The sequence below is a fragment of the Lysobacter niastensis genome, from assembly GCF_015453285.1.
Classification (GTDB): Bacteria; Pseudomonadota; Gammaproteobacteria; order Xanthomonadales; family Xanthomonadaceae; genus Lysobacter_J; species Lysobacter_J niastensis.
In genome coordinates this window covers 62549-86363 of the sequence record NZ_JADLZT010000002.1, presented here as the reverse complement: position 1 = coordinate 86363, position 23815 = coordinate 62549, and the positions used below count along the sequence as shown (strand labels likewise).

Sequence of the window (23815 nt, the reverse complement as noted above, 5' to 3'; positions counted from 1 at the left end):
CCGGCGCCGGTCGCGCCGGCCGACCCGCGGCGTCGCACTACTTGCTGCTGCGTGTGTAGTCGAGCTGCATCACGCGCGCTTCCTTGCCGTCGCGCGTCTCGTACATCTCGAACACGTGGTGGTCGTTGTCGACGACGCGCAGCACGTCGCGGATCGGCACCAGCTTGCCGCCGGCCGCGGCATCGGCCATCTCGCCCTTGAAGGTGTAGGTCTTCGTCGCCGCGTCGTAATCGCCGCGCGCGACGAACAGGCCGGTCGAACCGCTGTCCACCCAGGTGCTGTAGTACTTGCCGGTGACGTTGTCGTAGCCGGTATAGCCGGTGCCCTCGAACGGCTGGCCCATCCATTCGCCGCGATAGTCCTGGCGCAGATGACGACCGCCGAGCGCGATCGTGTTGGTCGCCGATCCGGTCTGCACCATCGGCTCGCCCTTCGGGTCCATCCACATGGTCTGCTTGACGTTCCACTGGCCGGCCATCGCGGCCAGCTGTTTGTGCGGCTCGCCCGGCGCGGCGGCCTTCTCCCACGCCGCCATCATCGCCTGCTGCTCGGCGGTCATCTTCGGCGGCTGCTTGTCCTGCGCCGCCAGCGGCAGCGCGACCAGCAGCGCCAGCGCGGCCAGCGAAACCTGCGTGTACTTCATGACACCCTCCAGACCTCGGTCGGGCGCCGACGATCGGCGCCGCGCCGGGGACGCTACGTGCGGGACCGTTAAGGTGGTGTGCGGTGAGCCGTCAGGCGCGCAGGACTTCGCCGGTGCGCGCGTCGCGGATCGCCGTCGGCGTCGCCAGGCCGCCGGTTTCGCCGATGCAGATGCCGTCGATCCGTTCCAGCAGCTGCGGGTCCAGTTCGCGGCGGTTATGCGCCGGTGGCCGCCCGCTGAGGTTGGCGCTGGTCGACACCAGCGGACCACCGAAGGCCGTGCACAGCGCCGACACGGTTGGATGCGCGCTGATGCGCACCGCGACGCCGTTGTGCGATCCGGTGATCCAGCGCGGCACGCGCTTGGTCGTCGGCACGATCCAGGTATGCGGGCCCGGCCAGCTGGCCAGTACCTCGTCGCGGCTTTCCTGCGACAGCGCATCCCAGTCGAGCAGTCCTTCGAACTGCTCCAACTCGGACGCCACGAGGATCAGGCCCTTCTCGAGCGGACGCTGCTTGATCGCCAGCAGACGCATCACCGCGTTCTCGTCGAACGGATCGCAGCCCAGTCCCCACACCGCCTCGGTCGGATAGGCGACAACGTCCCCCTGCTGCATGCCGGATGCGGCTTCGATGAGGGACAGGGACGCGGTCATGGTCACAGGATAACGGGCGCTGCAAGTCCGGGCGGACGCCGCCCGTCGGTACCGCCGCACCGGACGCGGCCAAAGCCGCGCCCGGCTGCGATCAGGCCTTGGCCTTGGCGACCTTCTTGACCGCCTTCTTGGTGGCGGTCTTGGCCGCTGTCTTCTTCGCCGCCTTCTTCACCGTCTTCTTGGCGGCGGCCTTCTTGGCCGGCGCCTTCTTCGCGACCGCCTTCTTCGCCACGGCCTTCTTGGCCGCCGGCTCCTTCTTGGCAGTTTCCTTCTTGGCGGTTTCCTTCTTCGCGGCCTTCTTGCCGAAGCGGCCGCGCACCGGCTTGCCGGTCTCTTCGAGCAGCTTCGTCACTTCCTCCAGCGTCAGCGACGCCGGCTCGCGGTCTTTCGGGATCTTGCCGTTGAGCTTGCCGTCGCTGATGTACGGGCCGAAGCGTCCGTTGAGCACCTGGATGTCGCTGCCGTCCCACGCCTTGATGATGCGGTTGCGCGCGATCTCTTCCTTTTCCTCGATCAGCTCGACCGCCCGCTCCAGCGAGATGATGTGCGGGTCGTCCTCTTTCTTCAGCGAGGCATAGGTGCTGCCGCGCTTGGCGAACGGGCCGAAGCGGCCAATGCCGACGCTGACCTCGTGGCCTTCGCTGAGGCCGAGTTTGCGCGGCAGCTTGAACAGCTCCAGCGCTTCTTCCAGCAGGATCGTGTGCATCGACTGGCCCGGACGCAGCGAGGCGAACTCGAGCTTCTCGTCGGTGTCCTTGTCGCCGATCTGCGCGTACGGCCCGTAGCGCCCCAGGCGCACGCTGACCGGCTTGCCCGACTTGGGATCGGTGCCGAGTTCGCGCGCACCGGTGGCCTCGGAGCGATCGACCGATTCGGTCTTGTCCTCGACCAGTTCCTTGAACGGGCCCCAGAACTTCTCCATCAGCGGCACCCACTCCTCTTCGCCGCGGCTCACCGCGTCGAGCTCGTCCTCGAGCTTGGCGGTGAAGTCGTAGTCGACGTACTGGGTGAAGTGGCTGGACAGGAACTTCGACACCGCGCGACCGACGTCGGACGGACGGAAGCTGCGGCCTTCCATCTCCACGTACTTGCGGAACAGCAGCGTCTGGATGATCGAGGCGTAGGTCGAGGGACGGCCGATGCCGTACTCCTCCAGCGCCTTCACCAGCGCCGCTTCGGTGAAGCGCGGCGGCGGCTGGGTGAAATGCTGGTCGGCGTGGATGCTGTCGAGCGGCACGCGGTCGCCGGTCTTTATCGCCGGCAGCTTGCGGCCCTCGTCCTCGTCTTCCGCGGCCTTGCTGTCCTTGCCTTCCTCGTACACGGCGAGGAAGCCCGGATCCACGACGGTCGTGCCGGAAGCGCGGAAGCTGTGCTCGGTACCCGCGGCCAGGTCGACGCTGACCGTGTTGAGCGTGGCCGGCACCATCTGCGAGGCCAGTGCACGCTTCCAGATCAGCTCGTACAGACGGCGCTCGTCGTCGGAGAGATAGCGCGAGACCTGCGCCGGCGTGCGCAGCGCCGAGGTCGGACGCACCGCTTCGTGCGCTTCCTGCGCGTTCTTGGATTTGTTCTGGTAGGTGTTGGGCTTGTCCGGCAGCGCACGCGTGCCGTAGTCGCGGGCGATCACGTCGCGGATTTCCGCCACCGCGTCCACCGACAGCGTCACCGAGTCGGTACGCATGTAGCTGATCAGGCCGACCGTGCCTTCGTCGCCGATCGCCACACCTTCGTACAGCTTCTGCGCGACCTGCATGGTCTTGCGTGTGGTGAAGCCGAGCTTGCGCGAGGCCTCCTGCTGCAGCGTGGACGTCGTGAACGGCGGCGCCGGACGGCGCTTGCGTTCCTTGCTGACGACGTCGGTGACGTGCAGCAGGCCCGCGGCGGCGGCCACGATGCGCTTGCGCGCGGCTTCGGCGGTATCGCCGTCGGTGACGGTGAACTGCTCGAACTTCTGGCCGTCCAGGCGCGTCAGCTTGGCGGTGAAGGCCTGCTTCGGATGCGCGCACTCGGCCTCGATGGACCAGTACTCGCGCGCGACGAAGGCTTCGATCTCTTCCTCGCGCTCCACGATCATGCGCAGCGCCGGCGACTGCACGCGGCCGGCGGACAGGCCGCGCTGCACCTTGCGCCACAGCACCGGCGACAGGTTGAAGCCGACCAGGTAGTCGAGCGCGCGGCGCGCCTGCTGGGCATCGACGAGGTCGCTGGCGATGGCGCGGGGCTGGTTCATCGCCTCCTTGATCGCGCGTGGCGTGATCTCGGTGAACACCACGCGGTGCAGCGGCTTGCCCTCGAGCAGGCCACGCTCCTTCAGGATCTCGGCGATATGCCAGCTGATCGCCTCGCCCTCGCGGTCCGGGTCGGTCGCGAGGTACAGGGTTTCGGCGCTCTTGGCGGCCTTGGCGATGGCATCGACATGCTTTTCGTTCTTGTCGATCAGGTCGTAGCGCATGGCGAAGCCGTGCTCGGGATCGACGGCGCCCTCCTTGGGCACCAGGTCGCGCACGTGACCGTACGAGGCCAGGACGGTGAAGTCCTTGCCCAGGTATTTGTTGATCGTCTTGGCCTTGGCAGGCGACTCGACGATGAGGAGGTTCTTGGCCATGGGGGAGGCTCCGCAACCGGGATCTGGCTCCGGCTGCATCTGAGAAGGCTACGCCCGCGGCTTGCGGCCGCGGGCGTTCAGGTTGTTTCCTTTTCTATTGGGACCACGCGGTGGCCGCGACTGTCAAGCGTGGCTGCGCCAAACGGTTACGCAAGGCGGCCGCCGCAACGGCCGTCCGTCACGTGTTCAGCTTCGCGAAGTCAGCTTGCGCCGCCGCTGGCCGCGATGCCGGCGGCCACGCCGACCAGCGCCATCACGCCCAGATAGGCCAGCATCAGCAGGCCGCCGATCACCAGGATCACGATGGTCACCGTGCCGAGCTCATCGCGCTGCCTTTCCGGATGCGAAGTGTAGGCCCAGCGATCCACCACGAGCGTGCCGGCGATCATGTCGTGCAGCGCGCGCTTGCGGTCCGTGAAGGCGGCCATCACGTAGCCGATGAACAGGATCAGGCTGCTGGGGATGGTGGCGAAGAAGCGGCCGATGCCGCGGGCGAGGCTGATGCGCCGGCCGTCCTCGTCGGTGACCTTGATGCCTACCGCCATCTTGCCCAGCGTGGCCTGGCTGCTGGAGGCATGCATGATCGCGAAGTACGCCACCATGATCGCGATCTCGAGCACGTAGAACACCGCGAAGAACACCAGTCCGCCGCTCGACATCGCGCTCGCATCGCCGAGGCCGGACAGGCTCATCACGCCGAGCACGCCGAAGATCGCGCCAAGAATGCCGATCAGCACGATCAGCACGAAGGAGTCGATGAAGTAGGCCGCCAGGCGCTTCCAGAAACCGGCATAGACGATTTCGCCGCCGACGTCGTAGTCGGACGCGTCGTGCAGCGCCGCGCGCGGTGGCGCATAGGGCGAAGCCGGTTCGGCCACCGAGTACGGGTTGGCGCCGATGCTCGCGGGCGCACTGGCGGCCGCGGTGGCGAAGCTGGCGCTGGAGACGGCCGGGCGACCGGCCCCTGCGATCACTTCGCCGACCAGCGAGCTCCACGGCTGCCACTGCGCCAGGCCTTCGCGCCAGACCAGCGTGTCGGGCGAGAGCTGGCCGTGCGCGTGCAGCTCAGCGAGGTCACCGGCACTGACCGGGCCGTGGCGGTTGCGGTCGTAATCGCTGTAGTACCACTGGCTCATCGGTGGGCGGTCCCGCAGTGAAGGTTGGAAAGGGTCATCGGGCGCGGCACGCGGCGGAGCGGTAGCGGCGGGGCAGGGTGCCACCCGTGCAATCCCAGCCCTCGTTCGAGGCTACGTGCACCCACGTGCTGCCATCGACGCCCTTGGCGACGCCACCGAACGTCAGTTCGAACGCGCATTCGCCGCTGTCGCCCTGGCCGAAACGCAGCCGGGTCTGCGGCTGCAACGCGGCGACGCGCTGGATGACCGGCGCCATGTCGCTGCCGTCCGGGCATTGGCCCGTTCGATCCACGTGCTCCACCACCGCGCGCTGGACCTCGGACGACACGCCCATCAGGCGCGCACGGACGGTGTAGTCGCTGTAGGCCGGCACCGCGATCGCGGCGAGGATGCCGACGACCGGAACCGCCAGCGCGACGACCACGATCGCGGCGATCGCGCAGCCGGACAGGCCGCTGCGCGGAGCGGCTTCCCGGCGTGACGTGCGTGCGGTCGCGGCAACGCGGGGCACCGCGGCGGCGGGCGGCAGCGGCGGCGGCATCGACAGGTCGGGTTGCACGCCGTCGAGCCCCAGCGCTTCGGCGAGGCGTTCCAGCGGCTGCCATTCGCGCAGTCCTGCGTGCCAGGCCAGCGTGTCGTGCTGGATGCGGCGGTCGCGGTAACGGTTGCGGATTTCTTCGGCCGTATGCGGCCCGACACGCCCCTGCAACGGGTCGTGGTAATACCAGTCAGTCACGGATCCCCCTGTCTCTTCCTGAGTGGTGGCTCCGCGCGACGACCGATGCCTCCCCAGGCGTGCCGCGCGAACCGGTAATTAATGTACCGGTTCCGGCTCGTCCTCGAACATCTGGGTTTCCATCCAGGCGTAGGCCGCCTCGGACCCCGGCTGGTTGAACAGCACCATCAGCACGACCCACTTGAGGTCGTCCAGATCGAGCTCGTCCTGGTCCAGCGCCATGGCCCGGTCGACCACCAGCTCGCGCTGCCCGGCGTCGAGCACGCCGTGCTGCTCGAGGAACAGCAGGAAACCCCGGGATTCGACATCCAGCTTGTCCAGCTCCGGTCCGGCGTAGACCCGGGTCGGGCCGTCCGCACGTGGCGCGCTGGCGTCCGGGCGCTGGCGGGCCAGCGCATCGAGCCATTCGAAGGCTTTGTTGATCTCGGCGGGGCTGAAGCCGGCCTGGCCCAGTTCGTCGAACAGCGGGCCGCTTTGGAGAGAAGCACGGTCGCGGACCAGGTCCGCATCGTCGGTGAGGTAGTGCTCGAACAGGTACAGCAGGACGTCCAGGATGCTCTCTTTCATTTCCCTCGGCCTGCGCCGCATGCGGCGCGGTGGGTCAGAACTTGCAAAACCGCAGTGAACTTCAACGAATGCGGAAGTACCGGCCGTGGTGTGAAGCGACTCGACCGTCAAGCTCCATGAGTAGCAGCATGGAGGACACTTCGGCGGTCGTCAATCGGGTGCGCGACACCAGTTGATCCATATCCGTGGGGTCGTGACCGAGTGCGTTCCACAAGTTCTGGTAGTCGGGTTCGTCGTCGGCTGAAGCCTGACTGGCCGCCGCGGGAACCCTGTGGCCGGTCGATGTGGGGCCGTTCAGGCGTCCGCGCAAGTCGCTGGCGAGCACGGCGGCCAAGGGCGCAAGTGCTTCCCCGATCTCGCCAGCGTCCTCGATGAGGGAAGCGCCGTCGCGGATCAGGCGGTGGCAGCCGCGTGCCATCGGGTTGTGGATCGAGCCGGGCAGTGCGAATACCTCGCGCCCGGCCTCGGCGGCGAGCCTGGCGGTGATCAGTGCGCCCGACCGCGCGGCGGCCTCGACCACCAGCGTCGCCAGCGTCAGGCCGGCGAGTATGCGGTTGCGGCTGGGGAAGTGCTCCTTGCGCGGGCCGGTGCCGGGCAGGTGCTCGCTGACCACCACGCCTTCGGCGGCGATGCGCGCGCGCAGGTCTTCATTGGCGCGCGGATAGGCGACATCGGGCCCGGTGCCCAGCACCGCCACGGTCAGGCCGCCTGCGGCGAGCGTCGCTTCGTGCGCGGCGGTGTCGATGCCTGCGGCCATTCCGCTGGCGACGCCCCAGCCTGCGTGCGCCAGCGTGCGCGAAAACGTACGCGCGTGGTCGAGGCCGTTGGGCGTCGCCGAGCGGCTGCCGACCACCGCCACGGCCGGATGCCACAGGCGGGCCGCGTCGCCTTCGACGAACAGCGCCAGCGGCGGATGGGGTGCGCGCCTGAGCAGCGGCGGATAGTCCGGGTCGTGCCAGCCAAGCACGCAGCGGCCGGGTTGCTGCAGCCAGGCCCACGCCTGATGCAAGCGGGGCTCGTCCGGGCGTTGCATTGCGGCGACCTGGGCATCGGTCAGGCCGCATCCGCGCCAGGTCGCCGGGCCGGCCGACCACGCAGCGGACGGGGCAAGCGTGTCGAGTAAACGACGGCGCGGGGCGGTGGGGCCGGCCGCCGCGATGAGACAGAGCAGGGCGTGGAGGTCGGCGTCTTGCATCGACGCAGCCTGGGCCGGAAACGGCGACGGCGCCCTAGGGCGCCGTCGCTTTGGATCGTAGGAATGGACCGCGGCCGCGCCGCGATGTCATTCAGTTCTTCGCGTCCGGATGCTTCAGCGCATAGCCCAGGCGGGTCGGGCGGATGCTGTCCATCACCAGGCCGTAGCTGACCTTGTCGAAGGTGCGGAAGATCATCACGTGGCCGGCGAACTCGTCCGGCAGGCGCACTTCATTGCCGCTGCCCACCGAGTCGTAGCTACGATCGACGCCGACCGCGACGCGGTCGACTTCGGTGCTGCCCACGCGCCAGGTCGACAGCACGGTGCCATTGTCGATGCCGTCGGCCGAGCCGACCGACAGCGCGATGACATCACGCGGACCGCCGCTGGTGACAGCGTCGGCCACCGCGATCACGCGGGCGCGGTCGTAGTCGAGCTGCTGGCTGGGCGGATGCGGCATGAACTGCAGGTCGTAAGGCTGCGCGTCGACCGCGATCAGGCGGTCGCCGGCGCGGACCTCGCGACCCTTCTGGTCGATCACCAGCGTGCTGACCTCGACGCCGTCACCCTCGCTGCGGCTGATCGTGCCGGTGGTCAGCTGCTCCAGCTCATAGCCGAGGAACTCGCCGCCGCCATGCGGGATCTGGTAGCTCCACAGGCGCTCAGCACCCCAGGTGCGCTTGCCGCTGTAGTCCAGCGATTCGGCGCGGCGGCCGGAGTTCTCGCAGCAGCGCTTCGGATCGACGGTGGTGTACTGCTGGTTGGCGCGGACCACGGCGTAGCGCTGGCCCGGCTGGGCGTCGGGCAGGCCGCGGATGTAGGCGACCTGGCCTTCGCTGCCGCGCAGGCGGTCTTCCTCGAGCGCGACCACGTAGGGCAGCTGCTCGAACTCGTCGACCACGCGCAGGTTCTTCAGGAACGGCTCGATCTCCGACAGCGGGATCGCGTTGATCGGCGCTTCCTCGCGCGGGCCTTCCTGCACGGCCACGCGATCGAGGTAGGCCAGCGACAGGACGTCGCCCGGGTAGATCAGGTGCGGATTCTTGACCTGCGGGTTGGCCTGCCAGATTTCCGGCCACAGCCACGGCTTGGTCAGGAAACGCCCGGCGATGTCCCAGAGCGTGTCGCCCTTTTTCACCACATAGGTGTCCGGGTGTTCGGTCCGCATCTGTGCGGTGACCCCGAAGGTCGCGACAGTCAAAAGCGCAGCGGTCAGAACCGTGCGGATCGGTTTAAGCATGGCGGCCATCTACTTGATTCCCCTTGCCAGTTTTCCCCACGGGCCCGGGCACTATAGCCCAGAAGGTGCGCGCGGTTGCAAGCACCGAGCGCCGATAACGGCGTTAGAATCCCACGTCTACTTGCGGTTGTGACCGACGCCCCCATTTCGACGCCATGGCCCAGCTACCGATCCTCGAGTTCCCCGACCCGCGCCTGCGTACCGTCGCCGCGCCGGTAGACCCTGCGCGCATCGCCGAGCCGGAGTTCCAGAAGCTGCTCGACGACATGTTCGAGACCATGTACGAGGCCCCGGGCATCGGCCTGGCCGCGAGCCAGGTCGACGTCCACCAGCGTTTCATGGTCATAGACGTGTCCGAGGAGCGCGACCGGCCGCTGGTCTTCATCAACCCGGAGATCACCGTCCGCGCCGGCGAGCAGGTCTACCAGGAAGGCTGCCTGTCGGTGCCCGGCATCTTCGCCGACGTGACGCGCGCCAACGAGATCACCGTCAAGGCATACGGCCGCGACGGTCAGCCGTTCGAGATGCAGGCCGACGGGCTGCTCGCGGTCTGCATCCAGCACGAGATGGACCACCTGGCGGGCAAGCTGTTCGTCGATTACCTCTCGCCGCTCAAGCGCGAGATGGTGCGCAAGAAGCTGGCCAAGCAGCGCCGTCAGGCCGCGGCCTGACCGATGGCCCTTCGCATCGTTTTTGCCGGCACGCCGGAGTTCGCCGTGCCGTGCCTGCGTGCAGCCGCGCAGCACCATGAAGTCGTCGCCGTCTACACCCAGCCTGACCGTCCGGCTGGGCGCGGCCGCGAGCTGACCCCGTCGCCGGTCAAGCGCGAGGCGCTGCTGCGCGGCATCGAGGTCGTGCAGCCGGAAAACTTCAAGGCGGCGGTGTCGAAGGACGCCCTGCGCGCGCTGCAGCCGGACCTGATGGTCGTGGTCGCGTACGGCCTGATTCTGCCGCAGTCGGTGCTCGACATCCCCACGTATGGCTGCTGGAACGTGCACGCCTCGCTGCTGCCGCGCTGGCGCGGCGCCGCGCCGATCCAGCGTGCGATCGAGTCCGGCGACCGCGAAAGTGGCGTCTGCCTGATGCAGATGGAGAAGGGCCTGGACACCGGCCCGGTCCTGCTGTCGAAGGCGCTCGATATCGGAGCGGACGAAACCGGCGGCCAGGTGCACGATCGCCTTTCGGCGCTCGGCGCGCAGGTGCTGGCCGACGGCCTCACGCTGCTGCGTGCGGGCATCCGCCCGGTACCGCAACCGCAGCCGGAAGAAGGCGTCACCTACGCGCACAAGCTCGACAAGGCCGAAGCGAAGCTGGACTGGTCGCGGCCGGCCGTCGTGCTCGCGAACAAGGTACGGGCGTTCAATCCCTGGCCGATGGCCGAAGCGCAGGTCGCCGGCGAACGCCTGCGCCTGCACGGCGCGGTCGCCCTCGACGAAGCGCACGGCGCAGCACCGGGCACGCTGCTCCGCGCCAGCCGCGACGGATTGGACGTGGCTGCCGGCGAAGGCGTGCTGCGCATCCGCGTGCTGCAGCGTGAAGGTGGCAAGGCGATCACGGCGGCGGATTACCTCAATGCGCGCCGGGACCTGATGGCGGCGAAGTAGCATCAAGCCGATGGAAATACTTCCGGGTATCGGGGTCGGTGAGTTGAACTTCGGGATGACAAAATCCCAGGTATTCGAACGCCTCGGATTCCCCGACAAAAGCTACCTCACGGAGTCGGAAGCTCGCGAAGTCCAGTACTTTGCGCTGAGGCTCGCGCTAACGTTTGAGCCCAACAATGATGATCGGCTTGGATGGATCGAGGTCCATGACAAGCAGTCGACTGTGTTTGGAGTATCGCCTTGGGGGATGCCGCAGCCCCAAGTTCTTGACCTCTTCACCAAGTCACTGGGCGAGCGACCTGAAAAAGAGGACTACAGATCCTTTGAGTCGTTCACGTATCCCGAAAGCTGGGTGGAACTGCAGTTTGAGTTCGGCAGTCTTTCTTGCATCAACATAGGCGTTCGCTACGATGACAGCGAATCTCCGATGTGGCCGGTGAAGGCCTGACATCATCCGAACCACGCCGCTTATGCGGCCGGTGTCGTCCGAACGGCAGCGGTACTGGTCGGCCCAATGCACCGCTCCGATCCACAGTAACGAGCGCTCCATGACCCACTCCGGCAGTCAACCTCGCGCCCTCGCCGCACGCGTCCTCGACGCGGTATTGCATCGCGGCCGCTCGTTGAAGGCCGAGCTGGCGGCGGTGCTTCCGCAACTCGACGATCCGCGTGATCGCGCGCTGGTCGAGGCGATCTGCTTCGCTGTGCTGCGCCAGCCGGTGCGCTATCAGGCCGCGCTCGATGCCTGGATCCCGAAGCCGCTGCCCCGGCGCGACAGCGAACTGAAGGCGCTGCTGTTCGCCGGGTTCGCACAGCTCGACGCCCTGCAACTGGCGCCGCACGCGGCCGTCGCGGCGACGGTCGAGGCTGCGCGCGCGCTCGGCCGCAAGCACCAGGCCGGGCTGGTCAATGCGCTGCTGCGGCGCGCGCAACGCGAAGGCCTGCCCACGGTCGATGCCAGCGCGCACTGGCCGCAATGGCTGCGCGAACGCATCGCCCGCGACTGGCCGCAGGACGAATCGGCCGTGCTCGCCGCCAGCGCCGAAGAGCCGCCGATGTGGCTGCGCGTGAACCGCCGCGTGTTGTCGCGCGATGCGTATCGCACGCGCCTGGACGATGCTGGCATCACCGCGCATGCGGACGATTCGTTGCCCGACGCGCTGCGCCTTGATTCTGCGATGGCGGTCGCCGCGCTGCCGATGTTCGGTGACGGCGCGGTGTCGGTGCAGGACGCTTCCGCGCAGCTCGTCGCCGACGCTCTGGCGCCGGCCTCCGGCGCGCGCGTGCTCGATGCGTGCATCGCCCCGGGCGGCAAGGCCGCGCACCTGCTCGAACGCGATGCGTCGTTGCGCATCACCGGCGTCGACATCGATGCCAAGCGGCTCGACCGCGTGCGAACCAACCTGGCTCGCCAGCACCTGGAGCACGATGTCGTGCTACGCGCCGCCGATGCCGCCGACCTGCCGTCGTGGTGGGACGGTGTGCCGTTCGACGCGGTCCTGCTCGACGCCCCGTGCTCGGCCACCGGCATCGTCCGCCGCCAGCCCGACGTGCTGCTGCACCGGCGGCCGGCCGATCTCGATGCGCTGACCACCACGCAGGCCCGCCTGATCGATGCGCTGTGGCGCACGCTCAGGCCAGGTGGCGTGCTGCTGTATGCGACCTGCTCGATCCTCAAGGAAGAGAACGAAGCTCAGGTCGACGCCTTCCTCGCGCGCACGCCGGACGCCCGCGCCGAGCCGCTCGACGATCGCTTCGGCCGTGTCAGCGGCGCCGGCCGCCAGCGCCTCCCGGGCGAGCGGGGCGGCGACGGCTTCTTCTACGCACGCCTGCGCAAGCACTGAGCCGCCGCTCCGACAAGGCTCCCACCTGCGGCGGCTATCATCGGCGGATGACCTTCACCCAACGCCCCCGCTGGCTCAGCGACACCACGCTGTTCTGGATCCTTGCCATCCTCGTGCTCGGCGCCGGCCTCGGCCTGCGCGATCCCTGGCCGGCCGACGAGCCGCGCTTCGCCCTCGTCGCCAGGCACATGGTCGAGAGCGGCGACTGGATGTTCCCGCATCGCGGCAGCGAGCTGTACTCGGACAAGCCGCCGTTGTTCATGTGGCTGCAGGCCGCGGCCTACACGGTGGTGCGCGACTGGCGCGTCGCCTTCCTGCTGCCGTCGCTGCTGGCCGCGCTCGGCACGCTGTGGTGCGTGGTCGACCTCGGCCGCCGCCTGTGGACGCGACGCGTCGGCCTGTATGCCGGTTACGCCTTGCTGTTCGCGCTGCAGTTCACATGGCAGTCGAAGAAAGCGCAGATCGATCCGCTGGTGGTGTTCTGGATCACGCTGGCCAACTACGGCCTGCTGCGCCACGTGCTGCAGGTCGCTCGCAACCAGGGCCCGAACTGGCCGATGTGGATGCTGGGCTGGACTGCGGCCGGCTTCGGCACGATCAGCAAGGGCGTCGGCGCGATCGCGCTGCTGATGCTGATTCCCGCCGGCATCGCCTCGCTGCGCGGCTGGGACGTGAAGGTGCACGCGGGCCGTGCGAAGTTCTGGCTCGGTCCACTGGCGTTCGTGCTCGCCGCATGCGTGTGGCTGGTGCCGATGCTGCTGGCGGCTGCCGGCCAGCACGGGCCGGAGTACCGCGCCTACGTCGATGACATCCTCCTGCGCCAGACCGCCAAGCGTTATGGCTCGTCGTGGGACCACGGGCAGCCGGCGTGGTACTTCCTCGAAGTCGTCGTGACGATGTGGCTGCCGACGATGCTGGCGCTGCCGTGGGCGATCCCGGCCTGGCGCCGGCGCCTGCGCCGCCGCGATCCGCGCTACCTGCTGCCGCTGGCGTGGTGGGTACTGGTGCTGGTGTTCTTCTCGATTCCCGGCGGCAAGCGCGACATGTACATCCTGCCGGCGTTGCCGATGGCCGCGCTCGCACTCGGCCCGCTGCTGCCGGGCCTGCTGCGCCGCGTTGCCGTGCAACGCACGCTGTTCGCGTTCACCGCGGTGCTGGCCGGCGTGATGTTGCTCGGCGGATTGGCGATGTACTTCGGCGATCCGGGCTTCGAGCGGCGATTCGTCGCCGAGCGCTCACTGGAGGACGTCTCCACCGCGCTGGCCGCCAGCGTCGCCGCGGTCGGCGGCTGGGGCGTGGCGTGCCTGCTGTGGGCCGGACGTCGTCGCGCGGTCGCGGCCACCATCGCCACGCTGACCGGCCTGTGGGTCGTGTTCGGCCTGCTGATGGCGCCGCTGCTCAACGACTCCTCGTCAGCGCGCGGTCTGATGACCGAAGTCGGCCGCCGCATCGGCCCCGAGGCGGAGCTCGGCCTGGTGGCGTGGCGCGAACAGAACCTGCTGATGGCCGACCGCCGCGTCGCCGAGTTCGGCTTCAAGGTCGACTTCGACGAGCAGATGCGCCGCGGACTGGCCTGGCAGAAGCAGTCGCCGCAGACGCGCTGGCTGCTGGTGCAGGACGTCGCGCTGGCGCCGTGTGTCGACAAGGCGCACACGCAGCACCTGGGCAATGCGAACCGTCGCGGATGGACGCTAGTGCCGGGGAGCGCGACGGCGGGGTGTCGCTAGCAGCTCAAGCGCTGCCGCGCAGATCCGGCAACGGTTGCTTCGCGAACTCGGCGATATGGCGATCCAGCCCGAGTGGGCTGCGTACGCGGCCGCTGGCCTTGGCCTCGGCGAGCAACGCATCGTTGGGGCTGGCACCTTCCTCGTGGCGCTCCTGGTGGTACAGGTGCGTGGCCAACCCGGCGAAGCGCAGCGAGCGGCGCTCCAGCCCTGCATGGAACGCGCGCACGGCCAGGTCTTTGTCCTCGCGGCCCCAGCCCTCGTAGCGCTCGTCGAACCCGTTGAGCGCGACCAGGTCCTCGCGCCACCAGCCCTGGTTGCAGGTCTTGATCGCGCTGCTGCTCTGCCCGCGCGTGGCACGCAGCGACAGCGCCGCCAGTGGCGGGATGCGCAGCGTGTGGCGGCGGCGGGTTAGGCCGCGGTCGAAGAAGCCCAGCTCCCGCACCTCGTGCGACAGCAGGCGGTCCCGGCCCTCGGCGTCGGTGAGCACGCGCATGCCCTGGACGAAGCTTCCGGGCCGCGCCGCGGCCAGGTGGTCGGCGACGAACATCGGGTGCGGAACCATGTCGCCGTCGAGCAGCAGCACGTAGTCGCCGCTGGTGGCGGCGATGGCGCGGTTGCGCGCCAGCGACACGCGGAAGCCGCGGTCCTCGATCCAGCTGTGGCGCAGCGGTACCGGATAGCCGGAGGCGACGCCTTCGAGCATCGCGCGCGTGTCCTCGCGCGAGCCGTCGTCGGCCACTACGACCTCGCAGGGCAACGTGCGCTGGCGGGCCAGCGCCTGCAGCGCCAGTTCCAGCGCCTGCGGCCAGTTGTAGGTGGTGATGACGACGCTGGCGCGTCCGGGCGCGTGGGGGCTCATGACCTGGATGTGGTGACGTTCTGGCTGTTCTGCAACAGCCACAGCATCACGGTCTTCTGGCGGACGTAGTTGGCGCGCACGTAGGCGTAGACCAGGCCGTGCCAGCCGTCGAGGAACCCGCCGCGCAGCACGTAGCCGCGCCAGAACCGCCATGCCGGCGCCAGCACCAGCTTGGCGAGCGTGGCGCGCTTGCCGCGTGCGAAATCGTGCTCGGCCATCATCTGCGCATAACGCTGGGTCTTCAGCAGCTGCTGTTCGAGCGAGCGGTACGGGTAGTGGATCAGGTCGCCGCGCAGCGTGCGCACCGTGCCGTCGACGCTGGCGGCCTCATGCACCTCGCGCTTGCCGCGCCAGCCGCCGCGACGGCGGTCGAACAGGCGCAGCACCCGGTCGGGATAGGCGTTGCCGTGGCGCAGGAACTTGCCGAAGTAATCGCTGAGCCGGGCGAAGCGGTAACCGCCGGCGCCATCGAAGCCGCGCGCGCGCTCGGCCTCGATGGCGGTGCGCAGCTCGTCGCCGACGCGTTCATCGGCATCCAGGCACAGCACCCAGTCGTGCGCGGCCTGCTCGACGGCGAACTGCTTCTGGCTGCGGAAACCCTCGAACGGGCGTTGCAGCACCCGTGCGCCCATCTTCTGCGCGATCTCGACCGTGGAGTCGGTCGAATACGAGTCGACCACCACCACCTCGTCGCAGAACGCCAGCGAGGCTATGCAGTCGCCGATGCGGTCGGCCTCGTTGAACGCGATAATGCATGCTGAGAGCCGGCAGGCCGACAGCCGGCGGGCCGACGGCGAAGACGCCGCCGGTGACGCGGGCGAGGATGGCGAGGAAGCGTTGATGGCGGATTACCTGTTGTTCGCGAGCGAGCGCTATGCGCTGCCCATCCTGCAACCGCTGGCGCAGGCGCTGCAAGCGCAGGGCCATGCGGTGCACGCCTGGCTGGTCGATGGCGCGGCCGGTGCATCGCTGCCAGCGCCGGTGCGCATGATAGGGCTGCGCGAGGCCGTCGCGCTGCGACCGCGTGCCGTGTTCAGCGCCGCCAACTGGGTGCCGACGTTCGTGTCCGGCGCCAAGGTCCAGGTGTTCCACGGCTTCAACGTCGAGAAGCGCTCCGACGAACGCGGCCATTTCCGCGTGCGCGGCATGTTCGACCTGTACTGCACGCAGGGGCCGGCGACGACCGCGCCGTTCCAGGCGCTGGCGGCCCAGGCCGGGCACTTCGCCGTGATCGAGACCGGTTGGCCCAAGCTCGATCCGCTGTTCCGCGACGACGACGGCGCTGCCGCGGCGTTGCGGGCACCGGCCAACGGCCGCCCCGTGGTGATGTTCGCCTCCACCTTCACCGAGCGCCTGAGTGCGGCGCCACACCTGTTCGACGCGATTGCCGCCGAAGTGGCGCGAGGCGACCGCTACTGGCTGCTGACCCTGCATCCCAAGTGCGCGCCGGAACTGTTCGAGCGTTACCGCGCGCTGGCCGGCGCCAATGCCAGGTTCTTCGAGACCGAACAGCTGGTCGCCGCCCAGCGCGCCGCCGACGTGCTGCTCGCCGACACGACTTCGGTGGTGTCGGAGTTCGTCGTGCAGCGCAAGCCGGTGGTCACGTTCCGCAACCGCGCACCGAAGCCGCACATGCTCGACTTCGATGATCCGGCGCGCTTGCCGCAGATGCTTGCGCAGGCGTTCGCGCCCTCGACCGAACTGATGGCCTCGATCACGGCCTACGGCGATGCGATCCATCCGTATCGCGACGGGCACTCCAGCGAGCGCGTGATCGACGCGACCGAAGCATTGCTGCAGGGCGATCTCGGACGCCTGCGCCGCAAGCCGCTCTCGTCGTGGCTGCGCGCGCTGCAGATCCGGCGTGAGCTGGGGTACTGGGGGCGGGGCGGCTGAGGTTTAGTACCCCGCTCCCGCAAGCGGGAGAAGGGCGCGAGGTGCGTTTTTCATGCGAGCGCGCAGTTTGCGACGAGTGAGTGCGCCATCACCACCGCAACGCCTGCTTCGCCAGCGTGCGCGACAAAGCCGCGTACAGCGCCTGAGCCTCGGCCTCGGGCAGGAAGCGGATGCGCAGTGGCGGCGCCATCGCACCGGCGCCGGACGTGTCCATCCACAGCGTGGCGGTTCCGCAACGGCGATCGATCGGCGAGCGCGTCAGCTGCAACGCCTGCAGCTTGTCGATCTCGGCGAAGCGCCAGTGACGGCTCCACCAGCCTTCGCGCACGGCGACGACGCTGGCGTTGACGCCATAGGCCGCACGGCGGATGCGCTGGCGCGCACGCCATGCCGACCACGGCAGCCATAGCAGCGCCAGCAGGCCCCAGGCGCCGAAGCGCCAGGTGGCGAACCCCGCGGCCAGCAGCGTCGGCACGATCTCGGGCAGCAGCAGCCGCCACCAGGCCGACGTCGGCAACGCCTGCCATTGCAGTTGCGTCCATGCCGCCTTCGGCAGCAGGTGCTCGATCAGTTCATCGCAGCGGGCGGGCGTCGCGACCGGTGCGATCTCGCGCAGCGCGCGCTGCTGGTTCTGCTCCTCGGCGACGGCGGTGTCGACTTCGAGGCTGCGGCGCTTCAACAAGCGGTGGATCAGGCCTTCGCGCAACGTCCAGGCCTGGATTCGGCGGCGCGAGGCGCTGGTCCGCCAACGTGCCAGCAGGCCGCGCTCGACGGTGAGGCGGCGTTCGTGCTCGCTGAGGCGGAAGCCGAAGTACTGCAGCAACGCCAGCAGCACCGATAGCAGGCGCAGCAGCACCAGTCCCAGCGCTAACAGGCTCAGCGCGGCGATCGCATAGTCGGCCGGGCCGAAATGGTGCTCGCCGGCAAAGCCGAGCACGCGCGTGCCGAACGCCTCGAAGAAGTTCGGCAGCACGCGCGGGCTGAACTGCGAAACGCCGGCCACGCCGGCGCCGATCACGATCAGGCCGCGGTTGGAGATCAGGCCGACCTTCAGCACCTCCAGCGGCGACAGTGCCAGCAGCGTGTCCGCCTCGCGCACTTCGCCGGCATCGCTGGCGGCAGTGCCGCGACGGCGCACCAGCGCTTCCAGCGCCAATGCGTCTTCGAGCTTCAGCACGCGCATCTGCGCCTCGGGCTTCTTTCCCCCGGCCGATTCGAGCCGCACCTCGGCCACGCCGAACACGCGGTGCAGCACCGACTGCTGCAGCGCGACGTTGTGGATGCGCGCGAACGGGATCACGCGCACGCTGCGTTCGAGCAGGCCGCTGCGCACGACCAGGCTGTCGCCGCTGACCCCGTAGCGGTAAGTGAAGTACTGCCACAGCGACGTCACCACCAGCACCGCGACGCCGATCAGTGGCCACAGCTCGTCGCGGTCGCCACTGCCGAACACCACCAGCGCGATCAGCGGCACGATGAACTGCTTGAGTTGCTGCAGCAGCACGAACAGCCACGACATCGGGTGCAGGCGCCGCTCCGGCTGCGTAGCCGCGGGCAACGGCGGCGGCGCCGCGTCAGGCGTCATCGTCCAGATCCAGCTGGCGGCCGAGGCGGTCGCGCAGGCGCTGCGCATCGCCGGCGTCCAGGTTCGGCAGCGTGACGGCGCTGTGGCGCGTGCCGGCGGTGTGCACCACCAGCGTCGCCAGGTCGCGCCGGCGCTGCAGCGGACCGCGCTTGATGTCCAGGTGCTGCACGCGGGTCGCCGGCACGCGCGTCTCGCGCTGCCACATGCGTCCGCGCCGGATGGCGAGGCCGTCCTCGTCCAGTCGCCACCAGGTGTGGCGGTGGTACTTCACGGCGAGCCACCAGCAAACCGCCGCACCCAGCAGCAGGCCCGCGATGCAGGGAACCAGCGTCCACGGCCACGGGATGTCGCGGGCCAGGGCCATGATCAGTCCGCCTGCGGCCGGCGGAAGCGCCAACGGCAGCATGCCGATGATGAAGACGGCGCGCGCGCGCGGCGGCAGCGGTTGCCAGTCCTGGCCGGTGCCGGTTCCCGGAGTGTCGACGGAAGCGATCGTCTCGATCATGGCGCGGGGCGCTCGTACTGGTTGTAGTCCTGCACCCAGTCGTGGCGCTTCTGATAGCGGCCGAGGCGCTCCTGCATGCCGCGACGGTTCTGGCTGTGGTCCGCATCCAGCTTGGCGATGGCGCGCTGCTGGAAATCCACCGCCTCGCCAAACCTGCCGCTGGCGGCGAGCGCGGCGGCGACGGTATCGAGCTCGGACGCCGGCAGCGTGTCGGCCTTCGCGATCATGTGGCCCGCCAGTTCCATGGCGCGGGCCGGATCGCGTTGTGCCGGGTTGGGGCAGGTCGCCAGGTACCAGACGCGTTCGTTGCGCGCCTGTGCGATGCCGGCGTCCTCGCCGCGCGCGGCCCACTCTTCGGCCTGCCTGCAGTCGCGCGAACCGGCGGCGCCGTTGAAGATGAAGTTGCCCAGCGCCACCATCGCCACCGGCACGCCGCCCTCGGCGGCACGGCGCGTGTGCACGACGGTCCTGGCGATCAGCTCGGGCGGCACCGGCTTGCCCTTCACTGGTTTGTAGTCCTGCAGCAGCAGGACCGTCAGCGCCGCCGAAGCCGGGACGTGGCCGGCGTCGCTGGCGCGTTCGAGCCATTGCACGCCGCGCTTCGTGTCCTTCGGCACCAGTTGCGGCATCGCGCCGCTGTACAGCACCGAGCCCATCGCGAACATCGCCAGGGCGTCGCCGTCGTTGGCCTTTTTCTCGGTCGCCGCCAAGCGCGCGCGATACGTGTCTTCGTACTGCGGCCAGGATTCGTTGAGGCGCGTGCGTGCCGCGGCGTCGTCGCGCATCGGCCGGTCGAGGCTGGCCAGCGACGGCCCGGGCTGGTGCAGGAACTCGCCGACCAGGTATTCGAGCATCTGCGTCTCGCTCAGCCCGGCGCGGGTGGTCTGCTGCTGGATCAGGGCCGAACCGTCGAGCGCCATCGATTCCGGGCGCACTTTCCATTGCCCGACCTCGTCGACCAGCACGGGGCCGTACTGGAACTGCGTGCCGGTCGGCGGGCCGAGCTCGCCGACCGCGCGGTCGCCGTCGATCAGCGTCACATGCGTCAGCCTGGGCAGCGACTCTCCGTCCTCGGCCTCCGGAACGCCGTACAGGCCTGCCTTGAAGCAGTGCCGGGCGATTGCGGCTCCGTCGAGCGCGGCGAGCTGCTCCGGGCTCATCGATGCGCGCAACGTGTAGACCACGGTGCGTTCGGAAACGGGAATACGGCGCACCTGCTCCGTTGAGCCGTAGAGCGCGGCATCGCGAAGGAATGCGAAGTAGTCGAGGCTGGCGCGCGGCAGCAGCGAGACACTTTCCGGGTCGTCCTTGCTGCTGAGTGCCGCGTAGCGGTCCCAGGCCTGGCTGACCGAGTTGATCGCGGCCAGTTCCTCGTTCGCCTGCGCCGGTCCGGCCAGCAGGGCGCTCCAAAACAGTGCGTGCCACAACATCCAATGACGCATCGACGCTCCCCGGTGTTCGATCAGCGGTTCCAGTACGGGTTCTCTTCCCCTGAACCCGGTGGCCGCAGCGTATAGCGTTTGTAGGTCCACTGATATTGCGCCGGATCGCGGCGTGCGATCCGCTCCACCGTCGCGTTGAGCGCCGCCACCGCGACCGCGGGATCGCGATCGGCGACATCCGCCGGTGCCGCCTCGATGCGCAGCGCGAAGACGGGAGCGCCGTGGTCCGTGCCGATGCGCTCGCACCAAGCGAACAGCACCGCCGCGCCGGTGCGCTCGGCGAGTCGGCCGAGCAGCGTCATCGTCAGCGCCTGCACGCCGAAGAACGGCGCGAACTCGCCGTCGCCGGCCTTGGGTTGCTGGTCGGGCAGGATGCCGGTGACACCGCCGCCGTTGAGCAGCTTGAACAACTGGCGCACCGCCGGACCCTCGGCGCGGATCTGGGTGACCCGGTCGCTGCCGTCGGCTTCGCGGGCATCGGCGCGGACCAGGTTGAGGAAGGCCTCGCCGACGGGCGACTCCGGCGGCCGGTACAGGATCGCCAGCGGCGTGCGCGAGGCCAGCCACTGGTTGAGCAGTTCCCAGTTGCCGTGATGCGGCGCGGCCACGATCACGCCCTTGCCGGCCCTGATCGCCGCGTCGAACAGCTCGACCCCGTGCTGCTCGCGGATCAGCGCCAAGTTCTGCGCATGCGGACGGGTCCACAGCCGGAGCGTCTCCACCATCTGCCGGCCGGTCGTGCGCAGGATCTGTCGGCGCCACTGCTCTCGCTGCGCGGGCAGCAGGTCGGGATAGGCCAGCTCGAGGTTGCACAGGGCCACCCGGCTTTCGCGCGCGTCCAGCCGCAGCCAGGCCGCGCCGATCGCGTCGCCCAGCCGCATCAGCCAGGACCAGGGCAGGCGGCCGGCCAGGCCGGCGAGCAGGTACAGGAGTCGGGCGAGCGCTTGCGTCATCGCACGAGTCTAACTGGGGCGGTTGACCGGCTCTTGCGACTCAGGCGGGGGCGGTTGACCGCTTCTTGCAACTCAGGCGAGGGGCGGTTGACCGCCCCATGCGGCCCCGGCGAGCATCGACCGCCTCCAGCGAGTGAGCCCGTCCATGTTGGCCCTGATCCAACGCGTCACCGAAGCTGCCGTACGTGTCGAGGGTGAAGTCGTTGGTTCGATCGGTCCGGGGCTGCTGGCCCTGGTCGGGGTCGAGCCGGACGACGGCGACACCCAGGTCGCGCGCATGGCCGAGCGGCTGCTGGGCTACCGCGTCTTTGCCGACGAGGCCGGCCGCATGAACCTCGGCCTGGGCGATACCGGCGGGGGGCTGCTGCTGGTCAGTCAGTTCACCCTGGCTGCCGACACCCGCAGCGGCATGCGCCCGGGCTTCAGCACCGCGGCCGCGCCGGAAATGGCTGAACCTGTGTTCAACCGGCTGGTGGCGGCCTGCCGGCAAAAGCACGCGCCGGGGGTGGAAACCGGCCGTTTCGGCGCCCATATGGTGATCAGCCTGGTCAATGACGGCCCGGTGACCTTCCTGCTGAAGGCCTAGCCGCCAGGCAACGCCGCTCCGTCCTCTTCAGCCAGAGCCAGCCCGTGCCGGGTATAATGCACGGTTCCCCAAGCCTCCTACCTCCGGGTGCCCAGTCCATGGCCAACGAACGTCAGGCCCCCCAGTCCGATATCAAACAGCTGATCAGCAAGGGCCTGGAGCAAGGCTACCTGACCTATGCCGAGGTCAACGATCACCTGCCCGACGATCTGGTCGACGCAGAACAGATCGAAGACATCATCGGCATGATCAACGGCATGGGCATCGAAGTCCATGAAGTCGCTCCCGATGCCGAAACCCTGCTGCTCGCCGATGGCGGCTCGGGCAATCGCGAAGTCGACGACACCGCGGCCGAAGAAGCCGCTGCCGCGCTTACCGCACTCGATGGCGAAGGCGGCCGCACCACCGACCCGGTGCGCATGTACATGCGCGAGATGGGCACGGTCGAGCTGCTGACCCGCGAGGGCGAAATCGCCATCGCCAAGCGCATCGAGGAGGGCCTGAACCAGGTTCAGGCCTCGCTCGCTTCGTTCCCGGCGACGATCCAGCTGATCCTGGAAGACTACGAACAGCACAAGGCCGGCAAGAAGCGCCTGGCCGAGATCATCGTCGGCTTCAACGATCAGGAAGCGCCTGAAGCGCCGGTGCCGGCGATCGCCGAGGCCGTCGACGCCGATGCCGAGGCCGATGAGGACGAAGTGGAAGCCGGCGCCGAGGAAGAAGCCGACGACACTCCGACCGGTCCAGATCCGGTCGAGGTCGCATCGCGCATGGAGGCCCTGGCCGCCGAGTACGCCAAGTTCGAGAAGGCCCACGCCAAGCATGGCCCGGCCCACAAGAGCGTGGTGAAGCTGCGCGAGGACATGGCCGCCATCTTCGTCACGTTCAAGCTGCCCCTGCCGCTGACCGACGTGCTGGTCAAGAACCTGCGCGAAGTGCTGAGCTCCATCAAGGAGCACGAGCGCCGCATCCTCGACCTGTCCACCCGCGTCGCCAAGATGCCGCGCAAGGACTTCATCCGCGCCTGGGAAGGCAACCAGACCAACCTGGAATGGGTCGACGACCTGCTCAAGCGCAAGCAGAAGTGGTCGTCGGGTCTGCGCGACGTCAAGGACCAGATCATCTCCGAGCAGGAATCCACCATCGCCCTTGAGCAGGTGCAGCGCGTGTCGCTGACCGACATCAAGGAAATCAGCCGCGCGCTGGCCTACGGCGAAGCCAAGGCCCGCAAGGCCAAGAAGGAGATGGTCGAGGCCAACCTGCGCCTGGTGATCTCGATCGCCAAGAAGTACACGAACCGTGGCCTGCAGTTCCTCGACCTGATCCAGGAAGGCAACATCGGCCTGATGAAGGCCGTGGACAAGTTCGAGTACCGCCGCGGTTACAAGTTCTCGACGTATGCGACCTGGTGGATCCGCCAGGCGATCACCCGCTCGATCGCCGACCAGGCGCGCACCATCCGCATCCCGGTGCACATGATCGAGACGATCAACAAGCTCAACCGCATCTCCCGCCAGATGCTCCAGCAGTACGGCCGCGAGGCCACGCCGGAGGAACTGGCCAAGGAGATGGACATGCCCGAGGACAAGATCCGCAAGGTCATGAAGATCGCCAAGGAGCCGATCTCCATGGAGACCCCGATCGGCGACGACGAGGACTCGCACCTGGGCGATTTCATCGAGGACACCAACGTGGAGTCCCCGGTCGAGGCCACCACCAACATCAACCTGTCGGAGACGGTCCGCGACGTGCTCGCCGGCCTGACCCCGCGCGAGGCCAAGGTGCTGCGCATGCGCTTCGGCATCGACATGAACACCGACCACACGCTGGAAGAGGTCGGCAAGCAGTTCGACGTCACCCGCGAGCGCATCCGCCAGATCGAGGCCAAGGCGCTTCGCAAGCTGCGTCATCCGAGCCGTTCGGAGCAGCTGCGCAGCTTCCTCGACATCGACTGAGTCGCGTCCGTTCAAGGCCAGAAAAAGCCCGCCCAGCGCGGGCTTTTTCTTTTCCGCTTTCATTTTCCGCCCGCCAGTGCTC

At 68.7% G+C, this 23815-nt stretch carries 22 protein-coding genes; 8 read left to right on the top strand and 14 right to left on the bottom strand.

What is annotated here, in order from left to right:
• Nucleotides 1–37: 37 nt before the first annotated feature.
• From IU514_RS03120 to IU514_RS03085, 8 genes are all read right to left on the bottom strand, one after another.
• Entirely contained in the window at nucleotides 38–643 is a 606-nt protein-coding gene (locus IU514_RS03120; RefSeq protein ID WP_194929624.1) for a DUF1579 domain-containing protein, read from the bottom strand.
• A gap of 91 nt (nucleotides 644–734) precedes the next feature.
• Nucleotides 735–1298, bottom strand: a complete 564-nt coding sequence (gene tsaC, locus IU514_RS03115) for an L-threonylcarbamoyladenylate synthase type 1 TsaC (protein ID WP_194929623.1) — start codon at nucleotides 1296–1298, stop codon at nucleotides 735–737.
• Nucleotides 1299–1389: 91 nt separating this feature from the next.
• Nucleotides 1390–3903 (bottom strand): DNA topoisomerase I, encoded by a 2514-nt coding sequence (locus IU514_RS03110; RefSeq protein ID WP_194929622.1) that lies wholly within the window; start codon nucleotides 3901–3903, stop codon nucleotides 1390–1392.
• A 200-nt stretch (nucleotides 3904–4103) separates the two neighbouring features.
• Entirely contained in the window at nucleotides 4104–5039 is a 936-nt protein-coding gene (locus IU514_RS03105; RefSeq protein ID WP_194929621.1) for an RDD family protein, read from the bottom strand.
• A 34-nt stretch (nucleotides 5040–5073) separates the two neighbouring features.
• Nucleotides 5074–5775, bottom strand: coding sequence for a GYF domain-containing protein (locus tag IU514_RS03100; protein WP_194929620.1), 702 nt, complete (start codon nucleotides 5773–5775; stop codon nucleotides 5074–5076).
• Nucleotides 5776–5853: 78 nt separating this feature from the next.
• Nucleotides 5854–6342, bottom strand: a complete 489-nt coding sequence (locus IU514_RS03095; protein WP_194929619.1) for a DUF494 family protein — start codon at nucleotides 6340–6342, stop codon at nucleotides 5854–5856.
• 61 nt (nucleotides 6343–6403) lie between these two features.
• The gene (gene dprA, locus IU514_RS03090; protein WP_194929618.1) at nucleotides 6404–7537 is read right to left on the bottom strand and encodes a DNA-processing protein DprA; all 1134 of its coding nucleotides are present in this window, start codon (nucleotides 7535–7537) and stop codon (nucleotides 6404–6406) included.
• Between the two features lie 91 nt (nucleotides 7538–7628).
• Entirely contained in the window at nucleotides 7629–8777 is a 1149-nt protein-coding gene (locus IU514_RS03085; RefSeq protein WP_194929979.1) for a LysM peptidoglycan-binding domain-containing protein, read from the bottom strand.
• Nucleotides 8778–8932: 155 nt separating this feature from the next.
• Here IU514_RS03085 and def point away from each other — a divergent pair, with 155 nt between their 5' ends.
• From def to IU514_RS03060, 5 genes are all read left to right on the top strand, one after another.
• The gene (gene def / locus IU514_RS03080; RefSeq protein ID WP_194929617.1) at nucleotides 8933–9448 is read left to right on the top strand and encodes a peptide deformylase; all 516 of its coding nucleotides are present in this window, start codon (nucleotides 8933–8935) and stop codon (nucleotides 9446–9448) included.
• A gap of 3 nt (nucleotides 9449–9451) precedes the next feature.
• A complete protein-coding gene (fmt, locus tag IU514_RS03075) occupies nucleotides 9452–10381 on the top strand; it encodes a methionyl-tRNA formyltransferase (protein ID WP_194929616.1) in 930 nt (309 codons plus the stop codon).
• Between the two features lie 10 nt (nucleotides 10382–10391).
• Nucleotides 10392–10829, top strand: a complete 438-nt coding sequence (locus IU514_RS03070; protein ID WP_194929615.1) for a hypothetical protein — start codon at nucleotides 10392–10394, stop codon at nucleotides 10827–10829.
• 100 nt (nucleotides 10830–10929) lie between these two features.
• Nucleotides 10930–12225, top strand: coding sequence for a 16S rRNA (cytosine(967)-C(5))-methyltransferase RsmB (rsmB, locus tag IU514_RS03065; RefSeq protein WP_194929614.1), 1296 nt, complete (start codon nucleotides 10930–10932; stop codon nucleotides 12223–12225).
• Nucleotides 12226–12272: 47 nt separating this feature from the next.
• On the top strand, nucleotides 12273–13952 hold the full coding sequence (locus tag IU514_RS03060) for an ArnT family glycosyltransferase (protein ID WP_194929613.1): 1680 nt from the start codon (nucleotides 12273–12275) through the stop codon (nucleotides 13950–13952).
• 4 nt (nucleotides 13953–13956) lie between these two features.
• Here the strand turns inward: IU514_RS03060 and IU514_RS03055 are convergent, their stop codons facing one another.
• Together IU514_RS03055 and IU514_RS03050 are read right to left on the bottom strand one after the other, a co-directional pair.
• Nucleotides 13957–14811, bottom strand: coding sequence for a glycosyltransferase family 2 protein (locus IU514_RS03055; RefSeq protein WP_194929612.1), 855 nt, complete (start codon nucleotides 14809–14811; stop codon nucleotides 13957–13959).
• A complete protein-coding gene (locus tag IU514_RS03050; protein ID WP_194929978.1) occupies nucleotides 14808–15590 on the bottom strand; it encodes a glycosyltransferase family 2 protein in 783 nt (260 codons plus the stop codon). The genes IU514_RS03055 and IU514_RS03050 overlap by 4 nt, the downstream gene beginning before the upstream one ends.
• A gap of 58 nt (nucleotides 15591–15648) precedes the next feature.
• Between IU514_RS03050 and IU514_RS03045 the strand changes: the two genes are divergently transcribed.
• Complete coding sequence (locus IU514_RS03045) at nucleotides 15649–16707, top strand: CDP-glycerol glycerophosphotransferase family protein (RefSeq protein ID WP_194929977.1); 1059 nt, start codon at nucleotides 15649–15651, stop codon at nucleotides 16705–16707.
• Nucleotides 16708–16795: 88 nt separating this feature from the next.
• On the opposite strand, the gene IU514_RS03040 is transcribed toward IU514_RS03045, so the two are convergent.
• Genes IU514_RS03040 through IU514_RS03025 form a run of 4 tightly spaced genes read right to left on the bottom strand, consistent with a single transcriptional unit; the run spans nucleotide 16796 to nucleotide 21192 of the window.
• Nucleotides 16796–18292 carry a PH domain-containing protein gene (locus tag IU514_RS03040; protein WP_194929976.1) on the bottom strand — a complete coding sequence of 499 codons (1497 nt, stop codon included), beginning with the start codon at nucleotides 18290–18292 and terminating at the stop codon, nucleotides 16796–16798.
• Nucleotides 18282–18797, bottom strand: coding sequence for a PH domain-containing protein (locus tag IU514_RS19135; protein WP_324187772.1), 516 nt, complete (start codon nucleotides 18795–18797; stop codon nucleotides 18282–18284). The genes IU514_RS03040 and IU514_RS19135 overlap by 11 nt, the downstream gene beginning before the upstream one ends.
• A complete protein-coding gene (locus IU514_RS03030; RefSeq protein WP_194929611.1) occupies nucleotides 18794–20239 on the bottom strand; it encodes a tetratricopeptide repeat protein in 1446 nt (481 codons plus the stop codon). The genes IU514_RS19135 and IU514_RS03030 overlap by 4 nt, the downstream gene beginning before the upstream one ends.
• 20 nt (nucleotides 20240–20259) lie before the next feature.
• The gene (locus IU514_RS03025) at nucleotides 20260–21192 is read right to left on the bottom strand and encodes a lauroyl acyltransferase (protein WP_194929610.1); all 933 of its coding nucleotides are present in this window, start codon (nucleotides 21190–21192) and stop codon (nucleotides 20260–20262) included.
• A gap of 145 nt (nucleotides 21193–21337) precedes the next feature.
• On the opposite strand from IU514_RS03025, the gene dtd reads away from it, so the two are divergent.
• Nucleotides 21338–21778: a D-aminoacyl-tRNA deacylase gene (dtd, locus tag IU514_RS03020; protein WP_194929609.1), complete on the top strand. Its 441-nt coding sequence runs from the start codon at nucleotides 21338–21340 to the stop codon at nucleotides 21776–21778.
• Between the two features lie 98 nt (nucleotides 21779–21876).
• On the top strand, nucleotides 21877–23733 hold the full coding sequence (gene rpoD / locus IU514_RS03015; protein ID WP_194929608.1) for an RNA polymerase sigma factor RpoD: 1857 nt from the start codon (nucleotides 21877–21879) through the stop codon (nucleotides 23731–23733).
• Nucleotides 23734–23815 lie beyond the last annotated feature (82 nt).

Bases quoted from the DNA above. Each gene is read 5' to 3' on its own strand.
- IU514_RS03120 (WP_194929624.1), bottom strand. From the start codon at position 643: ATGAAGTACACGCAGGTTTCGCTGGCCGCGCTGGCGCTGCTGGTCGCG.
- tsaC (WP_194929623.1), bottom strand. From the start codon at position 1,298: ATGACCGCGTCCCTGTCCCTCATCGAAGCCGCATCCGGCATGCAGCAG.
- IU514_RS03110 (WP_194929622.1), bottom strand. From the start codon at position 3,903: ATGGCCAAGAACCTCCTCATCGTCGAGTCGCCTGCCAAGGCCAAGACG.
- IU514_RS03105 (WP_194929621.1), bottom strand. From the start codon at position 5,039: ATGAGCCAGTGGTACTACAGCGATTACGACCGCAACCGCCACGGCCCG.
- IU514_RS03095 (WP_194929619.1), bottom strand. From the start codon at position 6,342: ATGAAAGAGAGCATCCTGGACGTCCTGCTGTACCTGTTCGAGCACTAC.
- dprA (WP_194929618.1), bottom strand. From the start codon at position 7,537: ATGCAAGACGCCGACCTCCACGCCCTGCTCTGTCTCATCGCGGCGGCC.
- IU514_RS03085 (WP_194929979.1), bottom strand. From the start codon at position 8,777: ATGCTTAAACCGATCCGCACGGTTCTGACCGCTGCGCTTTTGACTGTC.
- def (WP_194929617.1), top strand. From the start codon at position 8,933: ATGGCCCAGCTACCGATCCTCGAGTTCCCCGACCCGCGCCTGCGTACC.
- fmt (WP_194929616.1), top strand. From the start codon at position 9,452: ATGGCCCTTCGCATCGTTTTTGCCGGCACGCCGGAGTTCGCCGTGCCG.
- IU514_RS03070 (WP_194929615.1), top strand. From the start codon at position 10,392: ATGGAAATACTTCCGGGTATCGGGGTCGGTGAGTTGAACTTCGGGATG.
- rsmB (WP_194929614.1), top strand. From the start codon at position 10,930: ATGACCCACTCCGGCAGTCAACCTCGCGCCCTCGCCGCACGCGTCCTC.
- IU514_RS03060 (WP_194929613.1), top strand. From the start codon at position 12,273: ATGACCTTCACCCAACGCCCCCGCTGGCTCAGCGACACCACGCTGTTC.
- IU514_RS03055 (WP_194929612.1), bottom strand. From the start codon at position 14,811: ATGAGCCCCCACGCGCCCGGACGCGCCAGCGTCGTCATCACCACCTAC.
- IU514_RS03040 (WP_194929976.1), bottom strand. From the start codon at position 18,292: ATGACGCCTGACGCGGCGCCGCCGCCGTTGCCCGCGGCTACGCAGCCG.
- IU514_RS19135 (WP_324187772.1), bottom strand. From the start codon at position 18,797: ATGATCGAGACGATCGCTTCCGTCGACACTCCGGGAACCGGCACCGGC.
- IU514_RS03030 (WP_194929611.1), bottom strand. From the start codon at position 20,239: ATGCGTCATTGGATGTTGTGGCACGCACTGTTTTGGAGCGCCCTGCTG.
- IU514_RS03025 (WP_194929610.1), bottom strand. From the start codon at position 21,192: ATGACGCAAGCGCTCGCCCGACTCCTGTACCTGCTCGCCGGCCTGGCC.
- dtd (WP_194929609.1), top strand. From the start codon at position 21,338: ATGTTGGCCCTGATCCAACGCGTCACCGAAGCTGCCGTACGTGTCGAG.
- rpoD (WP_194929608.1), top strand. From the start codon at position 21,877: ATGGCCAACGAACGTCAGGCCCCCCAGTCCGATATCAAACAGCTGATC.